This window comes from Pseudonocardia sp. TRM90224, from assembly GCF_021245725.1.
GTDB lineage: Bacteria > Actinomycetota > Actinomycetes > Mycobacteriales > Pseudonocardiaceae > Pseudonocardia.
Genome location: NZ_JAJGSX010000009.1, coordinates 108,917 through 134,831, shown reverse-complemented (window position 1 = coordinate 134,831; position 25,915 = coordinate 108,917). Strand labels below are relative to the sequence as shown.

Sequence of the window (25,915 nt, the reverse complement as noted above, 5' to 3'; positions counted from 1 at the left end):
TGCGCGGGACGGATGCCCGGCCTCGCGTCGATCGCAGCCTAAGGTCGGGGCATGGGACGTGACGGTGCTCGGCAGGTGGCGGCGGAGATGGCGGACGCCGCGCGGAACTGGATCGACTCGCTCTCGGCGGACCAGCGGACGATCGCGGTCGGCGCCGGGCCCTCCGACGACGCGACGGACGAGGAGCGGCGGCGCTGGTTCTACACCCCCACCGACCACGGCGGGCTGACATCGCACCAGCAGCGGCCGGCGCAGCAGCAGCTCGCGATGAAGCTCGTCGCGAGCGGGCTGTCGGAGGCGGGCTTCACGACGGTGGCGTCGGTGATCGGGCTGGAGAACGTGCTCGACCGGGTCGAGGGCTTCGGCTCGCGGATGGGCCGCGAGCGCGGCCGCGACCCCGGCCTCTACTACCTGCGGGTCTTCGGTGAGCCGGGTGGGGCCGCGCCTTGGGGGTGGCGGTTCGGCGGGCACCACGTCTCGCTGAACAACCTCGTCGTCGACGGCGAGCTGGCCGCGACGACCCCCTGCTTCATCGGCACCAACCCCGCGACGGCACCGCTGCTCGGCGGGCAGCTGCGCCTGCTCGGCGCCACCGAGGACATCGCGCGCGAGCTGGTGCGCTCGCTCGACGACGCGCTCGCGGCGCGGGCGGTGCTGCTGCCGCGTGCGCCGTCGGACATCGTCGGGGGCAACCGCAGCCGGATCGGCGACGGCGACGAGCTGATCCCGCTGACCGGCATCTGGCGCGGCACGTTCGCCGACCCGGGCGAGCGCGACCGGCTGCAGGCCTCCAGCGACGCGCTCGCGGCGGCCAGCCGCTACACCCGCGACGACCACGAGGTGATCGCGCTGACGGCGACGCCGAAGGGCGTGCCGGCCGCCGACCTCGATGCCGGGCAGCGCGAGCTGCTGCAGGCGTTGTTGTCGACGTACCTCGGGCGGGTGCCGGCAGGTGCGTCGCCGCTGCACCGCTACACGGAGGCGGACGAGCTCGACGGCGTGCACTTCGCGTGGGCCGGCTCGACCGTCCCGGGCGAGCCGCACTACTACCGGCTGCAGGCGCCGCGGCTGCTCGTCGAGTACGACAACACGCAGAACGACGCGAACCACGCGCACGCCGTGTGGCGCGACCCGGTCGCCGACTTCGGCCTGGACGTCCTCACGGCCCACCGCACCGCCCACCACTGACCGCATACCCGAACACCCACCTGAGCCGAGGCCGCGAACTTCCCCACCGTTTTGGGTGGATGCGCGCCCCAACAGCGCGCATGTGCCCAAAACGATGGGGAAGTTCCCCACCGTTTTGCCTACTTGCAGACGCCGAAGGGTGTGCAGGTTGGCAAAACGGTGGGCAACTTCTACGTCGGGAGCCCTTCCAGCACCGACGCGGGGACGACGAGGTCGGCGCGGGCGCGGGTCGGCTCCACCAGCTCGGCGTTGGGCTCGTCGACGGCCGCCACCCACTCGCGGGCGAAGTCGGGCGACTTCCCGAACGCGACGTGCCGCGCGCTGAGCTGCGCGAGCCGCACATCCGGCCGCGGCGCGCAGAACCACACCTCCGACAGCTCCGGGCGCACCTGCGCCCACGGGCCGGTCCCCAGCAGCAGGTAGTTGCCTTCGGTGATCACCAGCCGGGCCGAGCGCGGCACGGCGATCGAGCCGGCGATCGGCTGCTCCAGGTCGCGTTCGAACGCCGGCGCGTAGATCACGTCCTCGGCGTCGGCTCGGACGCGGCGCAGCAGCGCGACGTACCCGCCGACGTCGAACGTGTCGGGCGCTCCTTTCGCGTCGAGCCGCCCGATCGCGCGCAGCGCGACGTCGGCGAGGTGGAAGCCGTCCATCGGCACGTGCGCCACCAGCTCGCACGGCAGCCGGGCCAGCAGCGCCGCGGCGAGCGTCGACTTGCCGGCGCCGGGGCTCCCGGTGATCCCGAGCACCGCCCGCCCAGGCCCGGCGGCGAGCGCGGCGGCCCGCTCGACGAGCGTTGCGAGCCCTGTTACCGGGGCGCCCGTCACCGGGGCGCGCTCGCCGCCAGCTGCCCCGCGATGAACGCACGGGCGTGCTCGGCGAGGTGCGCGCCGTCCGACCACAGGTTGCGCCACACGGCAAGGTCGCTCGAGAGCCCTGGCGAGACGACGGCCGAGGAGAACGACTCGAACGTGATCGGCCCGCCGTACCCGATGTCGGCGAGCGCGTGGAAGAACGCGCCGAAGTCGAGATGCCCCGAGCCGAGGTAGCCGCGGTGGTTCTCGCCGATGTGGACGTACCCGAGCCGCGCGCCGACCTCGTACACCGGCCGCACGAGGTCGTCCTCCTCGATGTTCATGTGGTAGGTGTCGAGGTGGATCGTGACGTTGTCGGCGCCGATGTCGTCGGCCAGCACGAGCGCGTCGTGCGCCGTGTTGATCACGTTGGTCTCGTACCGGTTGCAGATCTCCAGCCCGAGCGTCATGCCGTGGCCCGCGGCCTCGGCGGCGACCTCGCGCAGCACCCGCACGACGTTCGCCCGCCCCGCGCTGGTCAGCGGCGCCCCGTACTTCCCGAGCGCGCTGTAGAGCGCGCCGGTGAGGTGCGTGCCGCCCAGCTCGCGGGTCGTCACGAGCGAGTCGGCCAGCAGCTGCGCGCCGCGCTCGACGACGGCGGGGTCGGCGCTGGAGATGTCGGCGTCGAACGCGAGCCCGCGCGAGCACGCCACGCCGAGCCCGGCCGCTTCCAGCTCGGCACGCGCGGCGGCGGTGTCGAGGTTGACGGCGTCGTGCAGCGAGAGCTCCAGCAGGTCGTAGCCGGCCGCCGCGCTGCGCGCGACCGCTTCCCGCACCGCGGCGGGGTCCGTTCCGCCCACCCAGACCAGTGCGTGGACGCCGATCCGATTGCTCACGTGCTCCCCTTCGTTCCGGTCACGAGCGACACGATCTCATCGCCCGTCGTGTCCTTCGTGCGCATGCCGCCGACACATCGTCCCCCGCGCATCACCCAGACCTGGTCCGACAGGCGTAGCACCTGCGCGAAGTCGTGGCTGATCAGCAGGACGGCCCGGCCGTCGTCGCGCAGCGTGCGGATGAGCGTCTCGACCCGCGCGGTCTCCTGCACGCCGAGCGCGGCCGTCGGCTCGTCCATGATCACCAGCCGGGAGTCGAACCCGGCAGCGCGGCAGATCGCGACGGCCTGCCGCTGGCCGCCGGACAGCCGCCGCACCCTCGCCGTCACGGCCGGGACGTTGACGGCCAGCTCGGCGACCATCTCCCCGGCCCGCGCGCGCATGGCCTTGCGGTCGAGGAACGGTCCGCGCACGAGCTCCCGGTTGAGGAACAGGTTCTGCCATACGGTCAGGTCCTCGACCAGCGCGAGGTTCTGGTGCACCGTCTCGATGCCTGCCGCGCGGGCGCCCTCCGCCGAGCGGAATTCGACCGGCGAGCCGTCGAACAGGATGCGTCCGCTGTCGGGCCGGTGCACGCCCGCCATGCAGCGCACGAGCGTCGACTTGCCGGCGCCGTTGTCGCCGACCAGCGCGGTGATCTCCCCTGCCGCGATGTCGAGGGTGACGTCGCGCAGCGCCTGGACGCTGCCGAACGCCAGCGAGACGCCCTCCACCTTCATCAAACTCATCGCCGCCACCTCGTCAGGAAGGCCGCAGCGACGACGACGATGCCGACGGCGAGCGGCTGGTAGAACGGCGAGACCCCGAGCAGCGTGAGCCCGTTCGCGAGCGCGGTGAGCAGCAGCGCGCCGAGCACCGGCCCGGTGATCGTGCCGCGGCCGCCGGCGAGGCTGACCCCGCCCAGCACGACCGCGGCCACCGAGTTGAGCAGGAACGACGTGTTCGATGCCGGCTCGGCCGCACCGACCCTGGAGACCAGCAGGATCGCTGCGATGCCCGCGAGCACGCCGCTGAGCGTGTAGACCACCGTCTTGATCCGCGCGACGCTGATGCCGGTGGCGGTGGCCGCCTCCGGGTTGCCGCCGACGGCGAGCACGTGCGTGCCGAGCCGCGTGCGGAAGAGCAGCACGTGCGCGCCGACGGCCAGCACCGCCGCGATCACGACCGACCACCCGATCGGCCCGATCCCGCCCGCGGAGAGCGCCAGCAGGCCGGCATCGATCACGGTGACGGGCTTGCCGTCGGCGATCACCAGCGCTGCGCCCGACGCCGCGGACAGCGCGCCCAGCGTCACCACGAAGTCGGTGATCCGCCCGCGCCCGACGAGCACCCCGCAGGCCAGCCCCACCAGCCCGCCGCCGACGAGCGCGAGCAGGCAGCACGCGAGCACGCCCCACCCGCGGGAGAACCCGAAGCCGAAGAGCACCGCCGCGAACGTCATCGTCGAGGCGACGGAGAGGTCGATGCCGCCGGTCGCGACGACGAACGCCTGCCCGATCGAGAGCACGACGAGTATGGCGGAGGCGACGAGCATCGAGCGGATGTTGCCGGCCGAGAGGAACGTCGGGTTGGCGATCTGGAAGATCACCACCAGCACCACCAGCCCGACGGCGGCGGCGCGGTCGGCCCACTGGCCGGGGTCGCGCCAGAACGCCGGCGCCGGTGGTGCGGCGGTTGCGTGAGCTGTCATCGCGTGGCGAACGGGTTCTCGTACGGCGCGGGCGGGCGCGGCGCCGACTGGATCGCCTGCTGCGCGTTGTCCTTGGTCACCAGCTGCACGGGTGCGTCGACCTTCGAAGGCAACGCCGTCCCCGCGGCCGCTGCCCGGCAGGCGTCGACGCCGAGCTGCCCGATGACGTACGGGTACTGCGCGACGGTCGCGGCGAGCTCGCCGTTCGACACCGCGGTGAGCGCGTCGGGGTTGCCGTCGACGCTGATCACCTGGATCTGCCCGGTGCGCCCGGCGTTGGCGACGGCCTGCGCGATGCCGAGCCCCATGTCGTCGTTGGCCGCGAAGAAGCCCTTGAGGTCGGGCTGTGCCGCCATGATCGTCGTGGCCTGGGTGAGCGCCTCCTGGCGTTCCCAGTTGGCGGCGACCTCCTGCACCACCGTCACGCCGCCGGTCAGCCCCGCGCGGAACCCCTCCACCCGCGCGCCGCTGGTGACGTCGCCGGCGATGCCGCCGACCACCGCGACCGATCCGCCGCCGGTCAGCAGGCGCGACATCTCGGTGGCCGCGAGCTTGCCCGCGGCGACGTTGTCGGTGCCGATGTACGTCGCGATCTTCGCGCCCGCCGCGGTCGCGGCGTCGGCCTGCACCGGGCTGTCGATGTTGACGATCGTCTTGCCGGCCGCCGCGAGCTGCGCGAGGCCCTGCACGAGGTTCGTCCCCGAGATCGGGTTGACGATGTAGCAGCCGAAGTCCTGCCCGGCCAGCCCGACGAGCTTGTCGGCCTGCCCGGTGGTGTCGGTGATCGACGTCGCGGCCTGCACCGTGGTGCGGGTGCCGGTCGCCGCGCCCTGCTCGTCGATGCCCTTCTGCATGGCCTGGAAGAACGGGTTGTCCAGGCCCTTGATCACCGCCGCGACCGAAGCCTGCGCCGGAGCGCCGGTGGTCCCGCTTCCGCCGCCACAGGCCGTGAGCACCGCAGCGAGTCCCGCCGCCAGCACCGCACCGACCAGCGCCTTTCGTCTCACGATCCGCATGCCCGGATCAGACGCCCATTTATGTCTGATGTCAAGCAGAACTCAGCGCTTTTCTGCGTGGCGACAGGCCATTAGGGTGGGCTGGTGCAGGACGACCCGAACGCCGGCAACGGCCCCGCCTCCGCAGGGGACGTCCTTGCCGTCTTCCGGTCGCTCGGGCCGCAGACCCGGGCCGAGGTGATGGAACGCACGGGCCTGTCCCGCTCCACCGTCACCCAGCGGCTCGACGCGCTGCTCGCGCACGGCCTCGTCGTGCCGGCCGGTGAGCAGCGCGACGACGTACCCAGCCGCGGCCGACCGGCCGGCCAGTTCGCCTTCCACCGCGACCGCGGCGTGCTGCTCGTCGCCGACGTCGGGGCCAGCAGCCTGCGGGTCGCGCTGTGCGACCTGCTGGGCACCGTCGGGCTGGAGCGCTCCGCCGTGATCGACGTGGCGAGCGGACCGCGAGCCGTGCTCGACGTCGTCGACGGCCTTTTCCGCGAGCTGCTCGACGCGTCCGGGCGGCCGGCCGCCGCGGTGCACGGGATCGGCCTGGACGTGCCGGGGCCGGTCGACTTCGCCGCCGGCACCGTGGTGAGCCCGCCGATCATGACCGGCTGGGACCGGTTCGACATCCGCGGCTGGTTCGCCGAGCGCTACCCGTGCCCGGTGATGGTCGACAAGGACGTCAACGCGATGGCGTTCGCCGAGCACCGCGCCGCCCACCCCGACGTCGACGCGCTGCTCATGCTCAAGATCGGCACCGGCGTCGGGTCGGGCATCATCGCAGGTGGGCGGGTGTACCGGGGTGCCGACGGCGCGGCCGGCGACATAGGGCACGTACAGCTCGACACAGGTGACGGGAGCGATCCGCCGCTGTGCCGGTGCGGGAACGTCGGCTGCCTCGAGGCGTATGCGAGCGGGTGGGCGCTGGTGCGCGACCTGCGCGCGGCCGGACGTGACGTGCAGGGCGTCGACGCAGCGCTGGCGCTGGCCGCGACCGGCGACCCGGAGGCGGCGCGCTTCCTGCGGCGGGCCGGCCGGCTGCTCGGCGGGGCAGTCGCGGAGGCGGTGAGCCTGCTCAACCCCCGGGTCGTCGTGCTGGGCGGGCAGGTCGCCGCGAGCGCGGGCGACCAGCTGGTGGCCGGGATCCGCGAGCTCGTCTACCGCCGCTCACTGCCGCTGGCGACGGCGCGGCTGCAGATCGTGCCTAGCGCGCTGGGCACCAGGGCGGGGCTGGTCGGCAGCGCGCTGCTGCTGGCGGACGTGGTGTTCGCACCGTCCCGGGTGGGCGCGCTGCTCGCCGGCTGAGCCTCATACTGGACGCATGGCGCAGCCGGACGCCACCGAGTACGTGCAGGCCACGCCGCATCCGGGGCTGGCGGGATACGTGCTGCGCTACGGCGGGTACCGCGAGTTCAGCAGGTCGGTCGTGCGCCGCAGGCAGGCCCCGACGGGCAGCTGCACGCTGATCCTCGGCATGGGCCCGCCGCTGCGGCTCGACGGACCGGCCGGCCCGACCGTCCCGACGTCGTTCCTGGCCGGGATGCACGACGCCTCGGTGATCACCGCGTTCACCGGCATGCAGCACGGCGTGCAGGTCGACCTCACGCCGCTCGGGGTCTACACGCTGCTGGGCCGGCCGATGCACGAGCTGGCCAACACGACGCCGCGGCTCGACGAGCTCGACGTCCCGACGCTGGCCGGGCTGCCGGAACGGCTGGCGCACGATGCCGGCTGGCCGCGGCGCTTCGAGCGGGTCGACACGGCGCTGCTCGCCCTGCTCGACGCCGGACACGCACGACCCGACCCGGAGGTCAGCTGGGCGTGGCAGCGGCTCGTGCGCTCGCACGGCGGCGTGGGTGTGCAGGACCTCGCCGAGGCCACCGGTTGGAGCCGACGCCACCTGCTCAACCGCTTCCGCGCGCAGGTGGGGCTCGGGCCCAAGGCGAGCGCGCGCGTGCTGCGGTTCCAGCGGGCCGCCGAGCTGCTCGTCCCGACCCTGTCGAGCGGCCCGGCCGGAAGGGTCGGCTCGCTCGCCGACGTCGCCGCCACGTGCGGCTACGCCGACCACGCACACCTGGTGCGCGAGTTCCGTGCGCTCGCGGGCTGCACGCCGAGCGAGTACCTGGCCGAGTGGAGCTGAAAGTTCCCCACCGTTTTGCCAACCTGCACACGCAAAACGGCGTGCAGGTTGGCAAAACGGTGGGGAAGTTCGGGTTCCCATTCGTCCAAGGCAGGGGGTGGGTGCACGCCATACCGTCGCCGCATGACGATCCACCCGACAATCCGCTACGACGACGCCGACGCGGCGATCCGGTTCCTCACCTCCGCGCTCGGGCTGACCGAGACGCACGTCTCCCGCGACGACGCGGGCCGGATCACCCACGCCGAGCTGGGCCACGAGTCCGACATCGTCATGATCGGTACGCGCGCCGACCCGATCGGCCCGTTCGACACCGGGAGGGCGGTGATCTACCTCGCCGTCGACGAGGTCGACGCCCATCACGACAGGGCGGTCGCGGCCGGCGCGACCGTCCTGACCGGGCTCGTCGACCAGCCGTACGGGTCGCGCGAGTACGCCGTGACCGACCCGGAAGGCAACGTGTGGTCGGTCGGCACCTACCGGCCGGAGGCGAAGGCATGACCGCCACGACGCAGGTCGGCGACCGCGACCGCGTGCTGAACCTCGTGTGGGGGTTCTTCCCGGCGCAGGTGGTCCAGACCCTCGCCCGCCTCGGCGTGCCCGACGCGCTCGGGACGCGGGCACGTGCCGTCGACGAGCTCGCCGTGGAGCTCTCGCTCCAGCCGGACGCGCTGTACCGGCTGCTCCGCGCGGCGTGCGCGATCGGCCTCACCACCCGCGACGACGCCACCTGCAACGACGAGGACCGGTGGCGGCTCACCGCCGACGGCGACCTCCTGCGCAGCGGCCTGCCCGGCTCGGTCGGCAACCTCGCGCAGCTGTTCTGCGGCGGCGAGGTCTGGCGGGCGTGGGGCGAGCTGGAGTACAGCGTCCGCACCGGCACGCCGTCGTTCGAACGGATCACGGGCCGCGGCGCGTTCGAGCACATGGCGCAGGACCCGGTGCTGGGCCCGATCTTCACCGAGGCCATGGCAGAGGGGTCGCGCAGCGCGGCCGGCCCCGTCGTCGCGGCGTGCGATCTCACCGGGGTCACCAGCGTCGTCGACGTCGGCGGCGGCAACGGCACGCTGCTCGCCCGCTTCCTCGACGAGCACCCCGCGCTGCAGGCCACGCTGTTCGACTCCCCTTCGGGCGTCGGCGACGCCGCGACCGTGCTGGGCGGCCGCGCCGAGGTCGTGACGGGCGACTTCTTCGTCTCCGTCCCGACGGCCGACGCGCACGTGCTGAAGAGCGTCATCCACGACTGGGACGACGAGCGCAGCCTCGCCATCATGCGCACGATCCGGGCGGCGATGCCGGAGCACGGCACGCTGTTCCTCGTCGAACCGCTGCTGCCCGCCGACGACGCCGCGCTCGCCGCGATGCCGGTGCTGCTCATGAGCGACCTCAACATGATGGTCAACACCGGCGGCAAGGAACGCACGCTGGAGGAGTTCACCGACCTGCTGGCGGCGGCCGGCCTGCGGTTGCTCGACGTGACCAAGGCCGAACCGACCGGGTACGTCGTCATGCGCGCGGTGCCCGCCCCGTGAGCCCCGAAGATCCGCTCCTCCGCCTGCGTGAGCTGTGCATGGCGATGCCGGAGGCCGAGGAGCGGGTGAGCCACGGCGAGCCGACGTGGTTCGTGCGGAAGGTCTTCGTGATGTACGCGAACCACCACCACGACGACCGCCTCGCGTTCTGGTGCGCCGCGCCGCCCGGCTCCCAGGAGGCGATGGTCTCGGCCGACCCCACGCGGTTCTTCCGCCCGCCGTACGTCGGCGGCCGCGGGTGGCTCGGCGTCTACCTCGACGTGCCGGACGTCGACTGGGTCGAGATCGCCGAGATCGTCACCGACGCCTACCGCGAGATCGCACCGAAACGCCTGACTGCACAGCTCGACGCGTAGCGGGGGCGCCGCGACGACCTGGCCGGAAGGGCAGGAAAGCCACTTTCCTGCCCTCACAGGGCCTGAAAGTGGCTTTCCTGCCCTCCCCAGGCCACCTGCGGTGCCGCGCGTCAGGCGGGCAGGTCCGCCGCCACGGCCTTGCGGAGGCGGGCGAGCGCGCGGTGCTGCGTCACGCGGACGGAGCCGGGGGTGGAGCCGAGGGCCGCGGCCGTCTCCTGCGCGGAGAACCCGAGCGCCACCCGCATGATCACGACCTCGCGCTGCGGCTCCGGGAGCAGGTCGAGCAGCCGCCCGAGCCGGTCGGCCAGCTCGCCGCGCAGCACCAGCTCCGGCGGGCCGTCGGCGCCGTCGACGGACTCGGGGATGTCGGCGACGGGCACGGCCGGCCGGCGCGCGGCGGCCCGGTGCGCGTCGACGAGCTTGCGGGCCGCGATGCCGTAGACGTAGGCGAGGAACGGCTTGCCCTGCTGGCGGTAGCCGGGCAGGGCGGAGAAGACCGCGGCGAGCACCTCTTGCGCGACGTCGTCGGCGGCGACCCACGAACGGTCGGTCCGCCCGAGCCGCGCCCGGCAGTACCGGACGACCACCGGCCGGATCACCGCCAGCAGGTGCTCGATCGCCGTGCGGTCGCCCGCGACGGCGGCCGTCACGAGCTCGTCGGCGATGTCGCTGCTCCGCTCCATCCCCTCACCTCCTCTCCACCCCGCACCTGACACGCCCGCACCTGACACGGAGCGTTCGTCGGCACCCGCTGATACGTCCCCCGCCCGGAGTTCGTTCCCTTCGCTCGATCGGTTCGCCCGACGCGCCTGGCGCCGTACGGCCTGCATACCTTTCCCGGTCCGAACGGCTGTGGCCAGCGGTTTCGGGTCGGCGACGGTCGTGGTCACGAGAATTCGCCCTTCAGGATGAGGTTGCTTGCGGTGCGGTGGCCGGTGAGGGCGAAGAACACGTCGTCGAGATCGGGCTCGCGCACGGTGACGCCGGCGACGGCGACCCGGGCCGCATCGAGCCGGTGCAGCAGCGAGCGCAGCGACCGCACGCTGCCGTCGGTCGGCACCTGCAGCGTGAGCGCATCGTCGTCGCGCACGACGGCCTCGACGATCCGCTCGGCGATCAGCTCCGCGGCGACGACGGCGGCAGCCGCGTCGAGCGCGCCGCGGTCGTGGAGCCGCAGCCGCACGCGGCCGCCGGGGACCAGCCGCTTCAGCTCGTCCGGCGGGCCCTCCGCGACCAGCGTGCCGTGGTCGAGCACGCCGATCCGGTCGGCCAGCCGGTCGGCCTCGGCCAGGTGCTGGGTCGTGAGGAAGACCGTGACCCCGCCCACCGGGAGCTCGCGGACGACGCCCCACACGGCGCGGCGGCTGTGCGGGTCGAGCCCCGTCGTCGGTTCGTCGAGGAAGACGATCCGCGGGCGGCCGAGCAGCGTCATCGCGAGGTCGAGCCGCCTGCGCTCACCGGACGACCAGGTCAGCGCCAACCGGTCGGCCTGCTCGACCAGGTCGAACTGCTCCAGCAGCTCACCGACCCGCGCGGCCCCGCCGGCCCTCATGTGGTGCAGGTCGGCGACCAACCGAAGGTTCTCCCTGCCGGTGAGCAGGCCGTCGACGGTGGAGAACTGGCCGGCGACGCCGATGGCGCGGCGCACGCCCTCGGGGTGCACCGCCGGGTCGTGGCCCGCGACGCGCACGGTGCCGCCGTCGCGCGGCGCGAGCGTCGTCAGCACCTCGACTGCCGTGGACTTGCCGGCGCCGTTGGGCCCGAGCAGTGCGTAGACCGTCCCGGGCTCGACGCGCAGCGTCAGACCGTCGAGCACGACGTGGGCACCGAACACCTTGCGCAGGTCGGCCACCTCGATGGCCGGTTCCTGCGCAGCGAGCGGCCGGAGGGCGTCGGGCACGTCGCGGACCGCGTTCATCACGCGCGCCGGATGCGGATGTCGCCGTAGCCGCTGCGCGCGCGAACCTCGACGGTCTCCTCGCCCTTCTCCGGCGGCCCGGTCAGGTCGAGCACGTTGTGCACGCCGCCGTTGGGCGAGTCGACGTCGAGCCAGGCCGCCGTGCCGCTGCGGACACCCACGTCGATGTCGCCGTACGCGGTCTGCAGGTCGACCGTCCCGCGCGCGACCTCGGTCACGCGGATCGTGCCCGCGCTGGTGCGCGCGGAGACGTCGGAGTGCGCGACCTCGACCACGATCCCACCGCTGCCGGTGGAGAGCCGGGTGTCGCCGGTGACCTCGCCGACCCAGATGTCGCCGGCGCTGTTCTTGACCACGGCGGGCCCGTCGACGCGGCGCAGGCGCACCTCGCCGGAGCCAGTGGTGATCCGGACGGCCTGGGCCTGCTCGACGACGATGTCGCCGCTGGAGTCCTCGATCTCGACGTCGCCGGCCTCGGCGATCCGGACGTCGCCGCCGGTGGTGATGCGGCACTCGCCGAGTCGGCCGTCGGCGCGCAGGGTGCCCCAGCCGGAACGCACGCGCAGGTCGGAGCCGGCCGGGAGGCCGATCTCGACCTCGACGGCGCCGCCGGAGCCGAACCCGAAGCCGCGCCCGGGCGGCTCCGGCACGATCACCTGCAGCGTGCGGTCGGTGAGCTCGACCGTGGCCTGGTCGGCGGCACGGACGTCGTCCTTCCTCGAGCTGTTGCGGGGGCGGACCTCGACAACGGTGTCGGGGCGGTCGCCCGCGACGATCGTGGCGTCGCCGAAGGGCAGCTCCAGCCGCACGGAAACGGGTTCTGGGGTGGCGAAAACAGACATGGGTGTCCCCTCTGATGACGTGAAATGCGGTGATCGGGCTAGATGGCCCAGCGGGTGAGGTGGTTCGCGCCGCGCGTTCCCCGCGCCGCGCGGCGCTGCTCGTGGCCGTCTCCGTCGAGCGTCGCGGCGACCGCGCGGACCAGCCACGCGTTGACCGAGAGGCCGGCCGCGGTTGCCGCGACGTCGACCCTGGCCTTGAGGTGCTCGGGGAGGCGGAGGTTGATCCGGGATGTTCCGCCATCGCCGCCATCAGGCACTGGCCCGACTGCCGGCACCGATGGCGCCATCGATGGCGCAGCTGGCATCATGGGGTCGCCCGGTCGGGGCGACTGCGGGAACGTCGTGACGACGAACCTGGCGTTGCGACCCTGCAGACGCACCTGCACGGAGCCCGGCACCATGTCGCGCGTGATCTCCTCAGCAGCAGCGGAGAGCACGTCCAGCATGGTCAGCCGGGTGGCCGACTCGAGCTGGGAGACGAGCCGTTCGGCCAGCTCCCGCCTCTCGGCGCCGCCCGCTTCCGCTACGCCGGCGAGCTCGTTGCGCAGTGTCGCGATGTACGGCCCCAGATCCATGGCATCACTATGGCACCACAATGGCGCCATCGCAAGTGGTTCGGCGCCACTCCGTTGGGAGAGTGTCCCGCGCAACGGCGCGGCCATAGTGTCGAGCCGTGCGTCCGACGCCGAACCTCCCGCTGATCGACGTGCCGGGCGGTCGGGTCGAGTTCGACGACGTGCCGGGCAGCGCGCCCGATGGCGCACTTGCACCGCTGCTCTTCCTGCACGAAGGCCTCGGTTCGATCGGGCTCTGGCGCGGCTTCCACCGCAGGATCGCCGCCGCCACGGGGCGTCGCACCGTCGCGTACTCGCGGCTGGGGCACGGCTTCTCCGACCCTCCCCCGCGGCCGCGCACGGCGCGGTTCATGCACGAGGAGGCCGAGGACGTCGTCCCGGTCGTGTGCGACCGGCTGGGCCTCGAACGGCCGGTGCTCGTCGGGCACAGCGACGGCGGCTCGATCGCGCTGCTGCACGCGGCCGCCGCCGACGTCGGCGGCCTCGTGGTGCTGGCGCCGCACGTGATCGTCGAGGAGCTCGGCCTGCGCGGCATCGAGGCCGCCCGCACCGCCTTCACCGACGGCGACCTGCGCAACCGGATGGCCCGCCACCACCGCGACCCCGACGTCACGTTCTGGAACTGGAACGACGTCTGGTTGAGCGCCGAGTTCCGCTCGTGGGACATCCGCGGCGAGCTGAGCGGGATCACCTGTCGCACGCTCGGGGTGCAGGGCACCGTCGACCCGTACGGTTCGGTCGTGCACGTCGAGGCGGTGCGCGACGCCGCGAAGGGAGCGGTCGAGCTGCTGGTGCTCGACTGCGGGCACGCGCCGCACCTCGAGCTGCCCGGCACCGTCGAACGCGCAGTTGCCGGCTTCGTCAGTTCCCTCGGGTGACGCCCCCGGTGTTGCGGTAAGCCGGCGCGCGGCTCGGTGCCGGCAGCCCCGCGGCGCGCAGGAGCGGCAGCGTGCGCGGCGCCACCACCTCCGAGAGCACGACGACGCTGGTCGAGCGCATCACCGCGGGCGAGCGGTCCACCTCCAGCAGTGTCGCGTGCAGATCCTCGTGCGACGCGGCGGCGATGTGGCAGAGCACGTCGGCCGAGCCGGTGGTCGCGTAGGCCGAGAGCACGCCGGGGATCGCGTCGAGCGCGGCGCGGACGTCGTCGATCGCCCCTTGCGCGATCTCCAGCGACACGAACGCCTGCACGCCGAACCCGGCGGCGCGCAGCCCGATGTCGGGGCCGTGCCCGGTGATCACCCCGATCCGGTCGAGCCGTTCCAGCCGTGCGGTCACCGTCGCGCGCGCGACCCGGGCGAGCCGGGACAGCTCCAGCGCCCCGGCCCGCGGATGCTCGCGCAGCAGCCCGATGAGCTCGACGTCCAACGCGTCGAGCGGGCTGGGCAGATCCACCATCCGCAGCTCCTCCCATCGAAGCCCAGCTATACCGAACGCATAGCTCCTGAACAGGAGGTTGTCACACTGCCTAGTCGCCCTTCTACTGAAGGCATGACCGAGGCGCTCATCGACCCGTTGATCGGCGAAGTCGCGCACGACGACTCCGCAGACGTCTTTCCCGTGCAAGGGCTCGACCACATCCGGTTCGCCGTGGGCAACGCGCGCCAGGCCGCGCACTGGTACTCCACGGCGTACGGGATGACGGTCGTCGCCTACCGCGGCCCGGAAACCGGCCATCCCGAGCTCGCGGAGTACGTCCTCAAGGCCGGCTCGGCCCGGTTCGTCCTGACCGGCGAGGTCAAGGCCGGCACGTGGGTGGGCCGGCACGTCGCCGCGCACGGCGACGGAGTGGCCGACCTCGCGATCACCGTCCCGGACGTCGACGCCGCCGTGGCGCACGCCCGCTCCGCGGGGGCGAGGGTGATCGAGGAGCCGCACACGGTCTCCGACGAGCACGGCGAGCTGCGCGTCGCGGCGATCGCGGCGTACGGCGATGTGCGGCACACCCTCATCGACCGCTCCCGCTACACCGGCCCGTTCGCCCCCGGCTTCGTCGAGCGCGGCCCCATCGCCGCCGTCCCGGCCAAGCGGTTCTTCCAGGCCGTCGACCACGCCGTCGGCAACGTCGAGCTGGGCGCCATGGACGAGTGGGTGGCCTTCTACAACCGGGTCATGGGCTTCACGAACATGGCCGAGTTCGTCGGCGACGACATCGCGACGGAGTACTCCGCGCTGATGAGCAAGGTCGTGGCCAGCGGCAACCACAAGGTCAAGTTCCCGCTGAACGAGCCGGCCGTCGGCAAGAAGCGCTCGCAGATCGACGAGTACCTGGAGTTCAACGTCGGGCCCGGCGTGCAGCACATCGCGCTGGCCACCGGCGACATCGTCGCGTCGGTCCGCGCCATGCGCGAGGCCGGCGTCGAGTTCCTCGACACCCCCGACAGCTACTACGACACGCTCGCCGACTGGGTCGGCGACACCCGCGTCCCGATCGAGACCCTGCGCGAGCTGAAGATCCTCGCCGACCGCGACGAGGACGGCTACCTGCTGCAGATCTTCACCAAGCCGGTGCAGGACCGCCCGACGGTGTTCTTCGAGCTCATCGAACGCCACGGGTCGCTCGGGTTCGGCAAGGGCAATTTCAAGGCGCTCTTCGAGGCGATCGAGCGCGAGCAGGAGCGCCGCGGGAACCTGTAGGCGCCCCTTTCCTGGCACCCGCCCGCACCCCGACCCCGGGCTCAGAGAGGGCAGGAAAGCCACTTTCCTGCCCTGTGGGGGCCGGAAAGTGGCTTTGCTGCCCTCGCGTGCGCAACCCCCACGACTCCCTGGCGACCCCCGCTTGGCGGACACGTTGTATACCGGATACGGTCGTCGCCGCTGGTGGGCACCCATCTGAGGAGTCGCGATGCCGTTAAGGGCTGTTGGTCCGTCCCGCACCTCGCTCGGCGCTGTCGCCGCCGCTCTGGCCGCGGCGCTGCTCGTCGCGTGCTCGCCCGTCCAGTCGACAGCCCCGAACGCCGGCGCCCCCAGCACCGACTCCTTCGGCACGCCGGTCGACACGGCGAAGGCGAAGCCGGGCGGCACGCTGACGATCGCGCTCTCGGCCGAGCCCGACCAGCTCGACCCGTCGCTGTCGCGCTCCCTCTACACGCGCTACGTCATGCACACGATGTGCGAGAAGCTCTACGACGTCGACCAGGACACCAAGATCGTGCCGCAGCTGGCGACCGCGCTCCCGCAGGTCTCCGCCGACGGCCTGACCGTCACGATCCCGGTGCGCGAGAACGTCCGTTTCGCCGACGGCACGCCGTTCGACGCCGCCGCGGTCAAGACGACCTTCGACCGCAACCTGACCACCGCGACCTCACCCCGGCGCAGCGAGCTCGGCCCGATCACCAAGGTCGAGGCCACCAACCCGACGACGGTGGTCGTCACGCTGTCGAAGCCGTTCGCCCCGCTCACGGCCGCGCTCGCCGACCGCGCCGGAATGATCATGAGCCCGACGGCGCTGCAGGCGCTCGGCGAGAAGTTCGGCACCGCGCCCGTGTGCGTCGGGCCGTTCAAGTTCGCCAAGCGGGTGCCGGCGAACTCGATCGAGGTCGTGAAGGACCCCAACTACTACGCCGCCGACAAGGTGCTGCTCGACTCGATCACCTACCGGATCATCACCGACGCCGGGATCCGGGCCGCGAACCTGCGCTCGGGCGACGCTCAGGTCGCCGACACCCTCTCCACGCAGGACGCGCCCGCGCTGCGCGGTGAGCAAGGCATCCAGGTGCTGGAGTCGAACTCGCTCGGCTACCAGGCGCTGACGATCAACATCGGCAACGTGGCAGGTCTCGGCCAGCCGCTCGGCGACAAGGGCACTCCGATCGCGAAGGACCCGCGGGTGCGCAAGGCGTTCGAGCTGGCGCTCGACCGCGAAGGGCTCGTGCGGACCGTCTTCGGCGGCATTCACTCCCCTGCGTGCTCGCCGATCAGCCCCGACAGCGAGTTCACCAGCCCCGCCGCGCAGGCCTGCACCCCGCACGACCCGGCAGCGGCGAAGGCACTGCTCGCCGAGGCCGGCGCGCCGGTCCCTTACCCGCTGACGGTCACCGTCACCAACGCACCCGACGCCCTGCGCCTCATGCAGGCGCTGCAGGCAACGGTCGCCGAGGGCGGCTTCCAGCTGACGCTGCAGCCGGTGGAGTACTCGTCGCTGCTCGACCAGCAGGACCGCGGCGAGTTCGAGATGCTGCAGCTGGGCTGGTCGGGCCGCATCGACCCGGACGCGAACATCACCAACTTCGTCGGGACCGGCGGCGGCCAGAACGTCGCCGGCTTCAGCGACCCCGCGCTCGACGCGTTGCTGACCTCGGCGCGCACCAGCACCGACCAGGCCGAGCGCGTGCGCCTCTACGGCGAGGCCGTGACGAAGCTCCAGGAGGCCGACCCGATCGTCTACCTGTACCGCCAGCGCAACCTGACGGGCGTCGCCGCCTCCGTCTCCGGCGTGCAGGTCTTCCCGGACGGCGTCATCCGGGTCGCGTTCGCGGGGCGCACCAGCTGACGACGCCGTGCGCACCTACCTGCTCAACCGGTTGTGGCAGTCGGCGCTGACGCTGCTGCTCGCGAGCATCGTGGTGTTCCTCGGCGTCCGCGCGCTGCCGGGCGACCCCGCGCTCGCGTTCGCTGGCGAGGAACGCGACCCGGAGTCACTGGCGGCCATCCGGGCCCGGTTCGGGTTCGACCAGCCGCTGCTCGTTCAGTTCTGGAAGTTCCTGACGGCAGCGCTCTCGGGCGACCTCGGCGACTCGACGCGCACCGGCATCCCGGTGACGTCGATGATCGGCTCGGCGCTGCCGGTGACGATCCAGCTCTCGGTGTTCGCGCTGCTGGTCGCGGTGCTCGTCGGCGGGGCGACGGGGGTGCTCGCCGCCGTCCGCCGCGGGCGTCCGGCGGAGTGGTTCGCCAACGCCGTCGCGCTGATCGGGCTCTCGGTGCCGAACTTCTGGCTGGGCCTGATCGCGATCATCTACCTCGCGGTCGGGTTCGGCTGGTTCCCGGCGTCCGGGTTCGTCCCGTTCACCGTGGACCCGGTCGCGAACCTGCACCACCTCGTGCTGCCCGCGCTGGTGCTGGGCAGCGGCCTGGCCGCCGTCGTGATGCGCCAGACCCGCTCGGCGATGCTGGAGTCGCTCGGCGCCGACTACATCCGCACGGCCCGCGCGAAAGGCCTCTCACCACGTGCGGTCGTCGGCAGCCACGCGCTGCGCAACAGCCTCGTGGTGGTCGTAACGATCGTCGGGCTGCAGCTCGGCGCGCTCATCTCCGGGGCCGTCGTCACCGAGCGGATCTTCGCGTTGCCCGGCTTCGGGAAGATGACGGTGGACGCGGTGTTCCAGCGCGACTACCCGGTGATCCAGGGGGTGGTGCTGGTGACCGCCTCGGCCTACGTCCTGATCAACTTCCTGGTCGACCTCGCGTACTCGCTGATCGACCCGCGGATCCGCGTGACGGGAGCCGCGTCGTGAGCGAACCCCTCGTGAGCGAACCGCCGTCCAAATCCGATCCCGAGGTCGCTGTCCCGCCGCTGCGCCGACGGCTCGCGCTGCGGCGCCTCGCGCGCAACCCGATCGGCGTCGCCGGGTTCGTCGTGCTCGCCCTGGCCGTGCTCGCCGCGCTGCTGGCCCCGCTGCTCGCGCCCTACCCCGCGGCGCAGGTGCACTTCGACGCGCAGTTCCAGATCCCCGGCACCGTCGGTTACGTGCTGGGCACCGACGACCTCGGGCGCGACATCCTGTCCCGCATCCTGTTCGGGCTGCAGGCGTCGCTGCAGGTCGGGGTGCTCGCGGTGGCCGTCGCGCTGGCGGTCGGGGTGCCGCTGGGCCTCGCCGCCGGCTACTTCCGCGCGCTCGACGCCCTGATCTCGCGCTTCACCGACCTGATGCTCGCGTTCCCGTTCCTGGTGCTCGCCGTGGGGCTGGCCGCGGTGCGTGGGGCGAGCCTGGGCAACGCCGCGCTCGCGATCGGGATCTCGCAGATCCCCGGCATGATCCGGGTGGTCCGCTCGGAGACGCTGCGGCTGAAGAACCTCGACTTCGTCGCGGCCTCGGTCGTCGACGGCGCGAGCGACGTCTGGGTGCTCGGCCGGCACATCCTGCCGAACGCGATCTCCGCGGTGATCGTGCAGGCGACGGTCGCGATCCCCGTGGCGATCATCGGGGAGGCCATCCTGTCGTTCCTCGGGCTCGGCATCCAACCGCCCGACCCGAGCCTCGGCACGATGCTCTCCGACGCCCAGCAGTACGCCACGCGTGCGCCGTGGGCCGCGGTCGCGCCCGGGCTCGCGATCATGCTGGTGGCGCTGGCGTTCAACCTGTTCGGCGACGCGCTGCGCGATGCGCTGGATCCGAGGTCGAGCCGATGACTGTACCGATCTCGAAGACGGCCCCGAAGATGGCACTGAGCGTGCGCGATCTCAGCGTCACCTTCCGGACGACCGACGGCCCCGTCTCGGCGGTCGACCGTGTCTCGTTCGAGGTCGACGCCGGTGAGGTGCTCGCCGTCGTCGGCGAATCGGGGTGCGGCAAGAGCGTCACGGCGATGGCGCTGGCGGGGCTGCTCCCGGGCAGCGCGACCGTAACGGGATCGGTCCGGCTCGGCGAGCGCGAGCTGGTCGGCGCCTCGGAGCAGGCGCTGCGGAAGGTGCGCGGCTCCGAGGTGGCCTACGTGTTCCAGGAGCCGATGACGTCGCTGAACCCGGTGTTCACGGTCGGCCGCCAGATCGCCGAGGTGCTGCGGGTGCACCGCGGGATGGGCAAGCGGCAGGCGCAGGCACGCGCGGTGGAGCTGTTGGGGCTCGTCGGCATCCCGGAGCCTGCGCGGCGGCTGCGCGAGTATCCGCACCAGTTCTCGGGCGGCATGCGGCAACGCGTGATGATCGCGATGGCGCTGGCGTGCGACCCCGCCGTGCTCGTCGCCGACGAGCCCACCACCGCGCTGGACGTCACGGTGCAGGCCGCGGTGCTCGACCTGCTGCGTGACCTCGGCAAGCGGCTCGGCACCGCGATCGTGCTGATCACCCACGACCTCGGGGTGGTGGCCGACATCGCCGACCGGGTGCTCGTCATGTACGCGGGGCGGGTCGTCGAGACCGCCGGGACGCAGGAGCTGTTCGACGCGCCGCGCCACCACTACGCGATCGGGCTGATGGGGGCCGTGCCGACGGCGGCGCGGCGCAGCGAGGAGGGCCGGCTGCGGGAGATCCCCGGCCTGGTGCCCGTCCTCGCCGAGCAGCCCGCCGCCTGCACGTTCGCCGACCGGTGCCCAGCGGCCGACGACAAGTGCCGGACCGCGGAACCGCCGCTGCTGCCTGCAGCCCGTCCAGGGTCGGCAGGAACACATCGAGCTGCGTGCTGGCACCCGGCCGACGAGGAGGCGCGATGACGGACGCCCCGGCGTTGGAGCTGGTCGACCTCGTCATGCACTTCGGTGCGGTCCGGGCCGTCGACGGCGTGAGCCTGCGGATCGAGCGCGGCCGCGTGCTCGCGCTCGTCGGCGAGAGCGGCTCGGGCAAGTCGACGGTCGGCCGGTGCGTCGTGCGGCTGCTCTCCCCCACCGCCGGCACCGTCCGGCTCGCCGGCACCGACGTGACGCACCTGAGCCGACGCAGGCTGCGACCGCACCGCAAGGACGTCTCGATCGTGTTCCAGGATCCGGCGAGCTCGCTCGACCCGCGGCTGACCGTCGGCGACATCGTCGGTGAGCCGCTGCGCCTGCTCGACCTCGTCCCCTCGCGCAAGGAGCGCGAGCAGCGGGTCGGGGACGCGCTGGAGCAGGTCGGGCTGCGCCGGCAGGTCGCGCAGCGCTACCCGCACGAGATGTCCGGCGGCCAGCGCCAGCGGGTGAGCATCGCGCGGGCGCTGGTGTCGTCGCCGCGACTGCTGGTGGCCGACGAGCCGACGAGCGCGCTCGACGTCTCCGTACAGGCCTCCGTGCTCAACCTGCTCGCCGACCTGCAACGCGACCTCGGCTTCGCGTGCCTGTTCATCACTCACGACCTCGCCGCGGTCGAGTACCTCGCCGACGACGTCGCCGTCATGTACCTGGGCACGCTCGTCGAGCAGGGCTCGCGGGAGACCGTGTTCTCGGCACCCGCGCACCCGTACACCCAGGCCCTGCTCTCCGCGGCGCCGCTGGCCGACCCGCGTGAGCAGCGGTCGCGGCAGCGGGTGCTGCTCACCGGCGACATCCCGTCGCCGACCGACCCACCACCCGGCTGCCGCTTCCACACCCGCTGCCCCGTCGCCGAGGACCGCTGCCGCACTGAGGTGCCGGCGCTGCGCCCGATCCCCCGGGGCCGGGTCGCCTGCCACCTCGTCGCCGACGACGGGACCGGGCCGGACGTCCGCGCACCCGGCACCCTCGTGACCGTCGACAGTGCCGTCGAGAACGACGTTATGGCTGCCCCGCGGGCTCCGGAACAGCCATGACGTCGTTGTCGACGCGCGGCAGCGCCGCGGTGAGCGCGAGCGCCACGACGAGCACCGCGCAGCTGATGCCGATCGCGGTGGCCGTCGCGGGGACGTAGCCGGCGTCGAGGCGGCCGAAGAAGACCGTCCCGAACAGCGCGATACCGGTCGCCGAGCCGAGCTGGACGGTGGTGTTCAACATCCCCGACGCCGCGCCGGCCCGGTCCGGGCGCACCTGCGACATCGCCGTGCCGAACAGCGCGTTCAGCACCGCACCCATGCCGAGGCCCAGCACCACGGCCGGCCCGAGCAGCATCCAGCCGCCCAATGCGTCCCCCTGCGTGACGACCAGCGCGGCGATCGACGCCAGCCCGAGCAGCAGCACCGCGATGGCCGCGGCGACGAACGGCCGCCCGTAACGCGGCGCGAGCCGCATCGCGACGACGTTCCCCACGACGACCCCGACCGTTGCCGGCAGGAACGTCAGCGCAGCCTGCAGCGGGGAGAACCCGAGCCCGAGTTGCAGGTGCAGCGTGAGGACGAAGAACACCCCGACCGCGGTGTTGACGCACAGCAGCACCAGCTGGCCCACCGAGAGGCTGCGGTGGCGCAGCAGGTCGGGCGGGATCAAGGGCTCCCCACCGCGGCGGGCGGTGACCCGCTGGTGGTGCGCGAAGCCGGCGAGCAGCGGAAGGGACGCCACCAGCAGTGCGATGGACCACCACGGCCAGCCCAGCTCACGGCCCTGCACCAGCGGGTAGAAGATCGCGAACAGCCCGGCCGTCAGCAGCGCGAGACCGCCGGCGTCGATGCGGTGGCGCATGAACCCGGCGCGGTTCGGCATGGTCAGCAGCGCGCCGAGCACCGCGAGCACGCCGATCGGCAGGTTGACCAGGAAGATCGCCCGCCAGCCGCTGCCGAAGACGTCGGCCTCGGTGAGCACGCCGCCCAGCAGCGGGCCGGCCATCCCGCCGAGCGGGAACGCGGCCGCGAACACGGCCATCGCCTTCGGCCGCTCCTCGTCGTCGAACTCGGCGAAGATGAACGCGAGCACCTGCGGGACCATCAGGCCCGCTCCGATCCCCTGCGCGATCCGCGCCGCGATCAGCACACCGGCGTTCGGCGCCAAGCCCGCAGCCAGCGACGCCGCGGTGAATACGGACATTCCCAGCAGGAACATCCGCTTCGTCCCGTAGCCGTCACCGAGCCGGCCGCCGGTGATCAAGGTGAGCGCGAAACCCAGCGCGTACCCGGCCGAGATCCATTGCAACGCGGCCTCGTCGGTCGCCAGCTGGTGCCGGATCGTCGGCAGCGCGACGGCGACGATCTGGTTGTCGATCATGTCGACGAGCACGGCGAGCACGGCTACCGCCAGTGCCCACCACCTGAGTGGATGCCTCTCCACGACGAACCCCTCTCCTCGGAGAGGGCAATAGTCAACCGCTTCACAGACTGTGTCAATCGTTTGTTTGATTAAGTGCAGCAGTGCACTAGCACTGTCATGTGTGCGTATGATGGCGGCCGTGTCCACGAAGCCCCGGCGCTCGCCGAAGCCGCAGGAGCGCCAGCGCGACCCCGAGCGCACCCGCATGCTCATCCTCGAGGCCGCCGAGGCGGAGTTCGGCGCCCACGGCTACGCCGGCGCGCGGATCAGCTCGATCGCCGGGCGCGCCGGGGTCAACCAGCAGCTGATCTCGTACTACTTCGACGGCAAGGAAGGCCTCTACCAGGCCATGTCGGAGCGCTGGCTGGAGCGGCAGAGCGAGCTTGCGGCACCCGGCACGCCGTTGCCGGAGCAGGTCCGCCGGTACGCGCTCGAAGCCCTGCACAACCCCGATGGCGTCCGCCTGCTGGCCTGGGGCGGGCTGCAGTACAGCGGGCCCGCCGACGACCTCGACCACAAGCCGCGCGCGGAACGGCTGCAGGAAACCGTCGAAACCATCCGCGCGTTGCAGGAGGCCGGCCGCGTGCCGGCCGCGATCGACCCGGCCTGCCTCGCCGTCATGCTGATGGCCGCCGCGATGGCGACCACGTCCCTGCCGCACGTCATCGAGGGGGTGTTCGGGGTGGACCCCCGCTCCCCCGACTTCATCCGGCACTACGCCGACCAGATGGCGATCATCTCGGAGACGCTGGGGTTGGGCGGGGGGTGAGTGACCGGCTGCACCTGAACGCGCCGTAGCCAACTTCCCCACCGTTTTGGGTGGATGCGCGCCCGCACGGCGCGCAAGTACCCAAAACGATGGGGAACTTCCCCACCGTTTTGCCAACCTGCACACCCGAAACGCCGTGTAGGTAGGCAAAACGGTGGGGACCTTCTACGCGGTGTCGGCTGGCCGCGCTCTACCGGCCGTAGGACTTCCCCATCGTTTTGGATGGATGCGCGCTCCCACGGCGCGCAAGTGCACAAAACGGTGGGGAAGTTCGACCGCGTCTCGACGTCAGCTGCCCGGGCCGCGGAGCCGGGCCGAGCCGATGGCGGGCTGTTCGGCGGATGAGGGCGCGACGCACGCATCCCGTTCGGGGCCGGCTACCCCGTCGCCGCCCAGCCGCTCCACCGGCCCGGCGTGATGACCATGACCACACCGTCGGGCGGGCGGCCGGCGTACGGCTCGTACTTCGCCACCAGCGCGCCGAGCGCGGCCGCGCGCACCGGGCCGTCGTCGTGCACCGCGCACGTCCCGTCGACGCGGACCCACCACAGCTGCGCCCAGTCGTCGGCGTAGTGGTCGGCGAGGAGCCCGACCCGCGGGTCGCGCCGCACGTCGGCGAGCCGGGCGAGGCGGGTCGTGCGCTTCGGCTTCACCTCGTCCACAGCGATGCAGATCAGCTCGTCGACCAGCGCGAACGTCACCGGGACGAGCCGCGGTGAGCCGTCGGGTCGCAGCGTCGCCAGCCGCGCGACCCGCGCCGAGGCGAACCGCGCCCGCAGCTCGGCGGGATCGGGCGCCGGCACGTCAGCCGGCGGCGGGCACGTCGACGGTCACCGCGAGCAGCCGCGCCTCGCGGGTGTCGCGCCGCTCGTGCTCGGCGAAGCCGGGTGCGGCGCAGAGGTAGAGCGTCCGGCCGTCGTCGCCGCCGAGCACGCAGGCGTAGACCCCGGTGCCCGCGTCGACCTCGGCGAGGATCTCGCCGCCCTCGCGCACCCGCAGCGCCCGGTTGCCCAGAGCGTCGGCCACCCAGACCGCACCTTCGGCGTCGGCGCAGATCCCGTCGGGTGCGACCGATGCCGCCCCGAGCACCTCCCCGACGACGGTGCTCGACGACAGCTCGCCGAAACGCGCCCAGTCGCGCCGCGGCCCGAGCGTGCCGTCGGCGGCGACGTCGAAGGCACTGATGCGGTTGCCCAGCGTCTCCGCGATGACCATCGTGTCGCCGATGACCACCGTGCCGTTCGGGAAGTGCAGCTCCTCGGTCGCGGTCGCGACGCTGCCGTCCGGGTCGATCCGCACCACCGCTGCGGACCGGACGGGGGCGCCCGTCATGAGGTCGAACCCGAAGTTGCCGACGTAGGCGCGTCCGGCCGCGTCCACGAACATGTCGTTGAGCACGCCGCTCGCGTGCGCCGAGAGGTCGGCGTGCACTGCGAGCGTTCCGTCGGGCTCCCTGCGCAGCACGGCGTGATCGCGCATCGAGACGATGAGCAGCCTGCCGTCGGGCAGCCAGCCCAAGCCGGACGGTTGCTCGGGCACCTCCGCCTCGACCCGCACGTCCGAGCCGTCGCCGCGGCACGAGATCACCTGGTGGGTGTAGAAGTCCGAGATCCAGAGGCGACCGTCGCGCCAGCGCGGGCCTTCCAGGAACGAGTAGCTCTCCAGCACGGCGGTGGGCGTAGAGGTCATGGCGATCAGTCTGGCGGATCGATCACGCCCGCGCGGTGAGGAACAGCATGCACCCGTCGCGGCGCACCTCGACCCGCTCGCCCCACTCCGCACGCGCGAGCGCGACCACCTCGGCGGCCGACCGCGGCGCCACGACCTCGCCCGCCTTGTGCAGCATCCGCAGCCACGCCCGCCCCCGGCTCGACTCCCCCACCAGCGACGACGCGAAGAGGCCCGCGCCCGGCGCCGCCTGCTCGCGCAACGCACGCAGCACCGCGGGCACGTCGTCCATCAGGTGCAGCACCCCGTGACAGGTGACGGTGTCGAACGAGCCCGGGCGGAACGGGAGCCCGAACAGGTCGGCCTGCAGCAGCGCCGGCCCGGCCGCCCCGAACCTGCCCCCGATGCGTTGCGCGGCCCGAGCGAGCATCCCCTGCGACCGGTCGACAAGCGCGATGCGGCGCCGGGACGCCCGGTACAACGCGGCCGTGAACAGCGCCGTTCCGCAACCGACGTCGAGCAGCGGCCCGTCGGAACTGCCGATCGCATCGGCGGCGAACGCGACGTAGGCCTCCGGGCTCGTGCTCCACACCGCGCGGTTGTACAGCCGGCTGCGCACGAGCCGGTCGTACGCGGCGGCCGTGCGGTCGTAGGGCGCGCCCGCGTCGCTCGACGGGAGCGCGCTGCGGACGCCACCCCCGACGTCGCGCAGCGAGCGTCCATCGGCGAGCAACTCCGCGGGCCAGTTGTCGGACATGGCCCCCAC

28 protein-coding genes are annotated in these 25,915 nt (G+C 72.7%); 14 read left to right on the top strand and 14 right to left on the bottom strand.

The features are described from left to right. The first annotated feature begins 51 nt into the window (after positions 1–51). Positions 52–1,188 (top strand): DUF3500 domain-containing protein, encoded by a 1,137-nt coding sequence (locus tag LL648_RS16885; RefSeq protein WP_232663527.1) that lies wholly within the window; start codon positions 52–54, stop codon positions 1,186–1,188. 170 nt (positions 1,189–1,358) lie between these two features. On the opposite strand, the gene LL648_RS16880 is transcribed toward LL648_RS16885, so the two are convergent. Genes LL648_RS16880 through LL648_RS16860 form a run of 5 tightly spaced genes read right to left on the bottom strand, consistent with a single transcriptional unit; the run spans position 1,359 to position 5,584 of the window. Beyond that, positions 1,359–2,015 carry a nucleoside/nucleotide kinase family protein gene (locus tag LL648_RS16880; RefSeq protein ID WP_232663526.1) on the bottom strand — a complete coding sequence of 219 codons (657 nt, stop codon included), beginning with the start codon at positions 2,013–2,015 and terminating at the stop codon, positions 1,359–1,361. Then, positions 2,012–2,878 (bottom strand): sugar phosphate isomerase/epimerase family protein, encoded by an 867-nt coding sequence (locus tag LL648_RS16875; protein WP_232663525.1) that lies wholly within the window; start codon positions 2,876–2,878, stop codon positions 2,012–2,014. Before LL648_RS16875 ends, LL648_RS16880 begins: the two co-directional genes overlap by 4 nt. Then, complete coding sequence (locus LL648_RS16870; RefSeq protein WP_232663524.1) at positions 2,875–3,606, bottom strand: ATP-binding cassette domain-containing protein; 732 nt, start codon at positions 3,604–3,606, stop codon at positions 2,875–2,877. Before LL648_RS16870 ends, LL648_RS16875 begins: the two co-directional genes overlap by 4 nt. Next, positions 3,603–4,568 carry an ABC transporter permease gene (locus tag LL648_RS16865; RefSeq protein ID WP_232663523.1) on the bottom strand — a complete coding sequence of 322 codons (966 nt, stop codon included), beginning with the start codon at positions 4,566–4,568 and terminating at the stop codon, positions 3,603–3,605. Before LL648_RS16865 ends, LL648_RS16870 begins: the two co-directional genes overlap by 4 nt. Further along, on the bottom strand, positions 4,565–5,584 hold the full coding sequence (locus LL648_RS16860) for a substrate-binding domain-containing protein (protein WP_232663522.1): 1,020 nt from the start codon (positions 5,582–5,584) through the stop codon (positions 4,565–4,567). The genes LL648_RS16865 and LL648_RS16860 overlap by 4 nt, the downstream gene beginning before the upstream one ends. An 84-nt stretch (positions 5,585–5,668) precedes the next feature. Here LL648_RS16860 and LL648_RS16855 point away from each other — a divergent pair, with 84 nt between their 5' ends. The 5 genes from LL648_RS16855 to LL648_RS16835 all read left to right on the top strand — a co-directional run bounded on the left by LL648_RS16855 (position 5,669) and on the right by LL648_RS16835 (position 9,597). Beyond that, positions 5,669–6,874, top strand: a complete 1,206-nt coding sequence (locus tag LL648_RS16855) for an ROK family transcriptional regulator (protein ID WP_232663521.1) — start codon at positions 5,669–5,671, stop codon at positions 6,872–6,874. A 16-nt stretch (positions 6,875–6,890) separates the two neighbouring features. Next, on the top strand, positions 6,891–7,709 hold the full coding sequence (locus LL648_RS16850; protein ID WP_232663520.1) for a helix-turn-helix transcriptional regulator: 819 nt from the start codon (positions 6,891–6,893) through the stop codon (positions 7,707–7,709). Positions 7,710–7,832: 123 nt separating this feature from the next. After that, positions 7,833–8,210, top strand: a complete 378-nt coding sequence (locus tag LL648_RS16845) for a VOC family protein (RefSeq protein ID WP_232663519.1) — start codon at positions 7,833–7,835, stop codon at positions 8,208–8,210. Further along, positions 8,207–9,241 carry an acetylserotonin O-methyltransferase gene (locus LL648_RS16840; RefSeq protein WP_232663518.1) on the top strand — a complete coding sequence of 345 codons (1,035 nt, stop codon included), beginning with the start codon at positions 8,207–8,209 and terminating at the stop codon, positions 9,239–9,241. Before LL648_RS16845 ends, LL648_RS16840 begins: the two co-directional genes overlap by 4 nt. A gap of 38 nt (positions 9,242–9,279) precedes the next feature. Then, positions 9,280–9,597, top strand: coding sequence for an MmcQ/YjbR family DNA-binding protein (locus LL648_RS16835; protein WP_232663696.1), 318 nt, complete (start codon positions 9,280–9,282; stop codon positions 9,595–9,597). Between the two features lie 110 nt (positions 9,598–9,707). On the opposite strand, the gene shbA is transcribed toward LL648_RS16835, so the two are convergent. The 4 genes from shbA to LL648_RS16815 form a co-directional block, all read right to left on the bottom strand. After that, positions 9,708–10,280, bottom strand: a complete 573-nt coding sequence (gene shbA / locus LL648_RS16830) for an RNA polymerase sigma factor ShbA (protein ID WP_232663517.1) — start codon at positions 10,278–10,280, stop codon at positions 9,708–9,710. 203 nt (positions 10,281–10,483) lie between these two features. After that, positions 10,484–11,515, bottom strand: a complete 1,032-nt coding sequence (locus LL648_RS16825) for an ATP-binding cassette domain-containing protein (RefSeq protein WP_232663695.1) — start codon at positions 11,513–11,515, stop codon at positions 10,484–10,486. Beyond that, positions 11,515–12,357 (bottom strand): DUF4097 family beta strand repeat-containing protein, encoded by an 843-nt coding sequence (locus LL648_RS16820; RefSeq protein ID WP_232663516.1) that lies wholly within the window; start codon positions 12,355–12,357, stop codon positions 11,515–11,517. The genes LL648_RS16825 and LL648_RS16820 overlap by 1 nt, the downstream gene beginning before the upstream one ends. 38 nt (positions 12,358–12,395) lie before the next feature. Beyond that, positions 12,396–12,932: a toxin-antitoxin system HicB family antitoxin gene (locus LL648_RS16815; protein ID WP_232663515.1), complete on the bottom strand. Its 537-nt coding sequence runs from the start codon at positions 12,930–12,932 to the stop codon at positions 12,396–12,398. Positions 12,933–13,030: 98 nt separating this feature from the next. On the opposite strand from LL648_RS16815, the gene LL648_RS16810 reads away from it, so the two are divergent. After that, on the top strand, positions 13,031–13,810 hold the full coding sequence (locus tag LL648_RS16810; RefSeq protein ID WP_232663514.1) for an alpha/beta fold hydrolase: 780 nt from the start codon (positions 13,031–13,033) through the stop codon (positions 13,808–13,810). Here LL648_RS16810 and LL648_RS16805 read toward each other — a convergent pair. Next, a complete protein-coding gene (locus tag LL648_RS16805) occupies positions 13,794–14,330 on the bottom strand; it encodes an Lrp/AsnC family transcriptional regulator (RefSeq protein ID WP_232663513.1) in 537 nt (178 codons plus the stop codon). The genes LL648_RS16810 and LL648_RS16805 overlap by 17 nt on opposite strands. A gap of 93 nt (positions 14,331–14,423) precedes the next feature. Here LL648_RS16805 and hppD point away from each other — a divergent pair, with 93 nt between their 5' ends. The 6 genes from hppD to LL648_RS16775 all read left to right on the top strand — a co-directional run bounded on the left by hppD (position 14,424) and on the right by LL648_RS16775 (position 21,349). Next, positions 14,424–15,569: a 4-hydroxyphenylpyruvate dioxygenase gene (gene hppD / locus LL648_RS16800; protein WP_232663512.1), complete on the top strand. Its 1,146-nt coding sequence runs from the start codon at positions 14,424–14,426 to the stop codon at positions 15,567–15,569. A 208-nt stretch (positions 15,570–15,777) separates the two neighbouring features. Beyond that, positions 15,778–17,424, top strand: a complete 1,647-nt coding sequence (locus LL648_RS16795; RefSeq protein ID WP_232663511.1) for an ABC transporter substrate-binding protein — start codon at positions 15,778–15,780, stop codon at positions 17,422–17,424. Between the two features lie 7 nt (positions 17,425–17,431). Further along, complete coding sequence (locus LL648_RS16790) at positions 17,432–18,388, top strand: ABC transporter permease (protein ID WP_232663510.1); 957 nt, start codon at positions 17,432–17,434, stop codon at positions 18,386–18,388. Continuing rightward, on the top strand, positions 18,385–19,284 hold the full coding sequence (locus LL648_RS16785; protein WP_232663509.1) for an ABC transporter permease: 900 nt from the start codon (positions 18,385–18,387) through the stop codon (positions 19,282–19,284). Before LL648_RS16790 ends, LL648_RS16785 begins: the two co-directional genes overlap by 4 nt. Beyond that, complete coding sequence (locus tag LL648_RS16780) at positions 19,281–20,303, top strand: ABC transporter ATP-binding protein (RefSeq protein ID WP_232663508.1); 1,023 nt, start codon at positions 19,281–19,283, stop codon at positions 20,301–20,303. The genes LL648_RS16785 and LL648_RS16780 overlap by 4 nt, the downstream gene beginning before the upstream one ends. Next, positions 20,300–21,349, top strand: a complete 1,050-nt coding sequence (locus LL648_RS16775; protein WP_232663507.1) for an ABC transporter ATP-binding protein — start codon at positions 20,300–20,302, stop codon at positions 21,347–21,349. Before LL648_RS16780 ends, LL648_RS16775 begins: the two co-directional genes overlap by 4 nt. Here LL648_RS16775 and LL648_RS16770 read toward each other — a convergent pair. Continuing rightward, the gene (locus tag LL648_RS16770) at positions 21,315–22,733 is read right to left on the bottom strand and encodes an MFS transporter (RefSeq protein WP_232663506.1); all 1,419 of its coding nucleotides are present in this window, start codon (positions 22,731–22,733) and stop codon (positions 21,315–21,317) included. The two genes, LL648_RS16775 and LL648_RS16770, sit on opposite strands and share 35 nt — an antisense overlap. A 118-nt stretch (positions 22,734–22,851) precedes the next feature. Here LL648_RS16770 and LL648_RS16765 point away from each other — a divergent pair, with 118 nt between their 5' ends. Beyond that, positions 22,852–23,481, top strand: a complete 630-nt coding sequence (locus LL648_RS16765) for a TetR/AcrR family transcriptional regulator (protein WP_232663505.1) — start codon at positions 22,852–22,854, stop codon at positions 23,479–23,481. Between the two features lie 377 nt (positions 23,482–23,858). Here LL648_RS16765 and LL648_RS16760 read toward each other — a convergent pair whose 3' ends face one another. From LL648_RS16760 to LL648_RS16750, 3 genes are read right to left on the bottom strand one after another with little or no spacing between them, the layout of a single operon-like run. Further along, a complete protein-coding gene (locus LL648_RS16760; RefSeq protein ID WP_232663504.1) occupies positions 23,859–24,284 on the bottom strand; it encodes a TIGR03668 family PPOX class F420-dependent oxidoreductase in 426 nt (141 codons plus the stop codon). Between the two features lies 1 nt (position 24,285). Continuing rightward, positions 24,286–25,170 (bottom strand): SMP-30/gluconolactonase/LRE family protein, encoded by an 885-nt coding sequence (locus LL648_RS16755; RefSeq protein WP_232663503.1) that lies wholly within the window; start codon positions 25,168–25,170, stop codon positions 24,286–24,288. 22 nt (positions 25,171–25,192) lie between these two features. Then, complete coding sequence (locus LL648_RS16750; RefSeq protein WP_232663502.1) at positions 25,193–25,906, bottom strand: class I SAM-dependent DNA methyltransferase; 714 nt, start codon at positions 25,904–25,906, stop codon at positions 25,193–25,195. Positions 25,907–25,915: the final 9 nt, after the last annotated feature.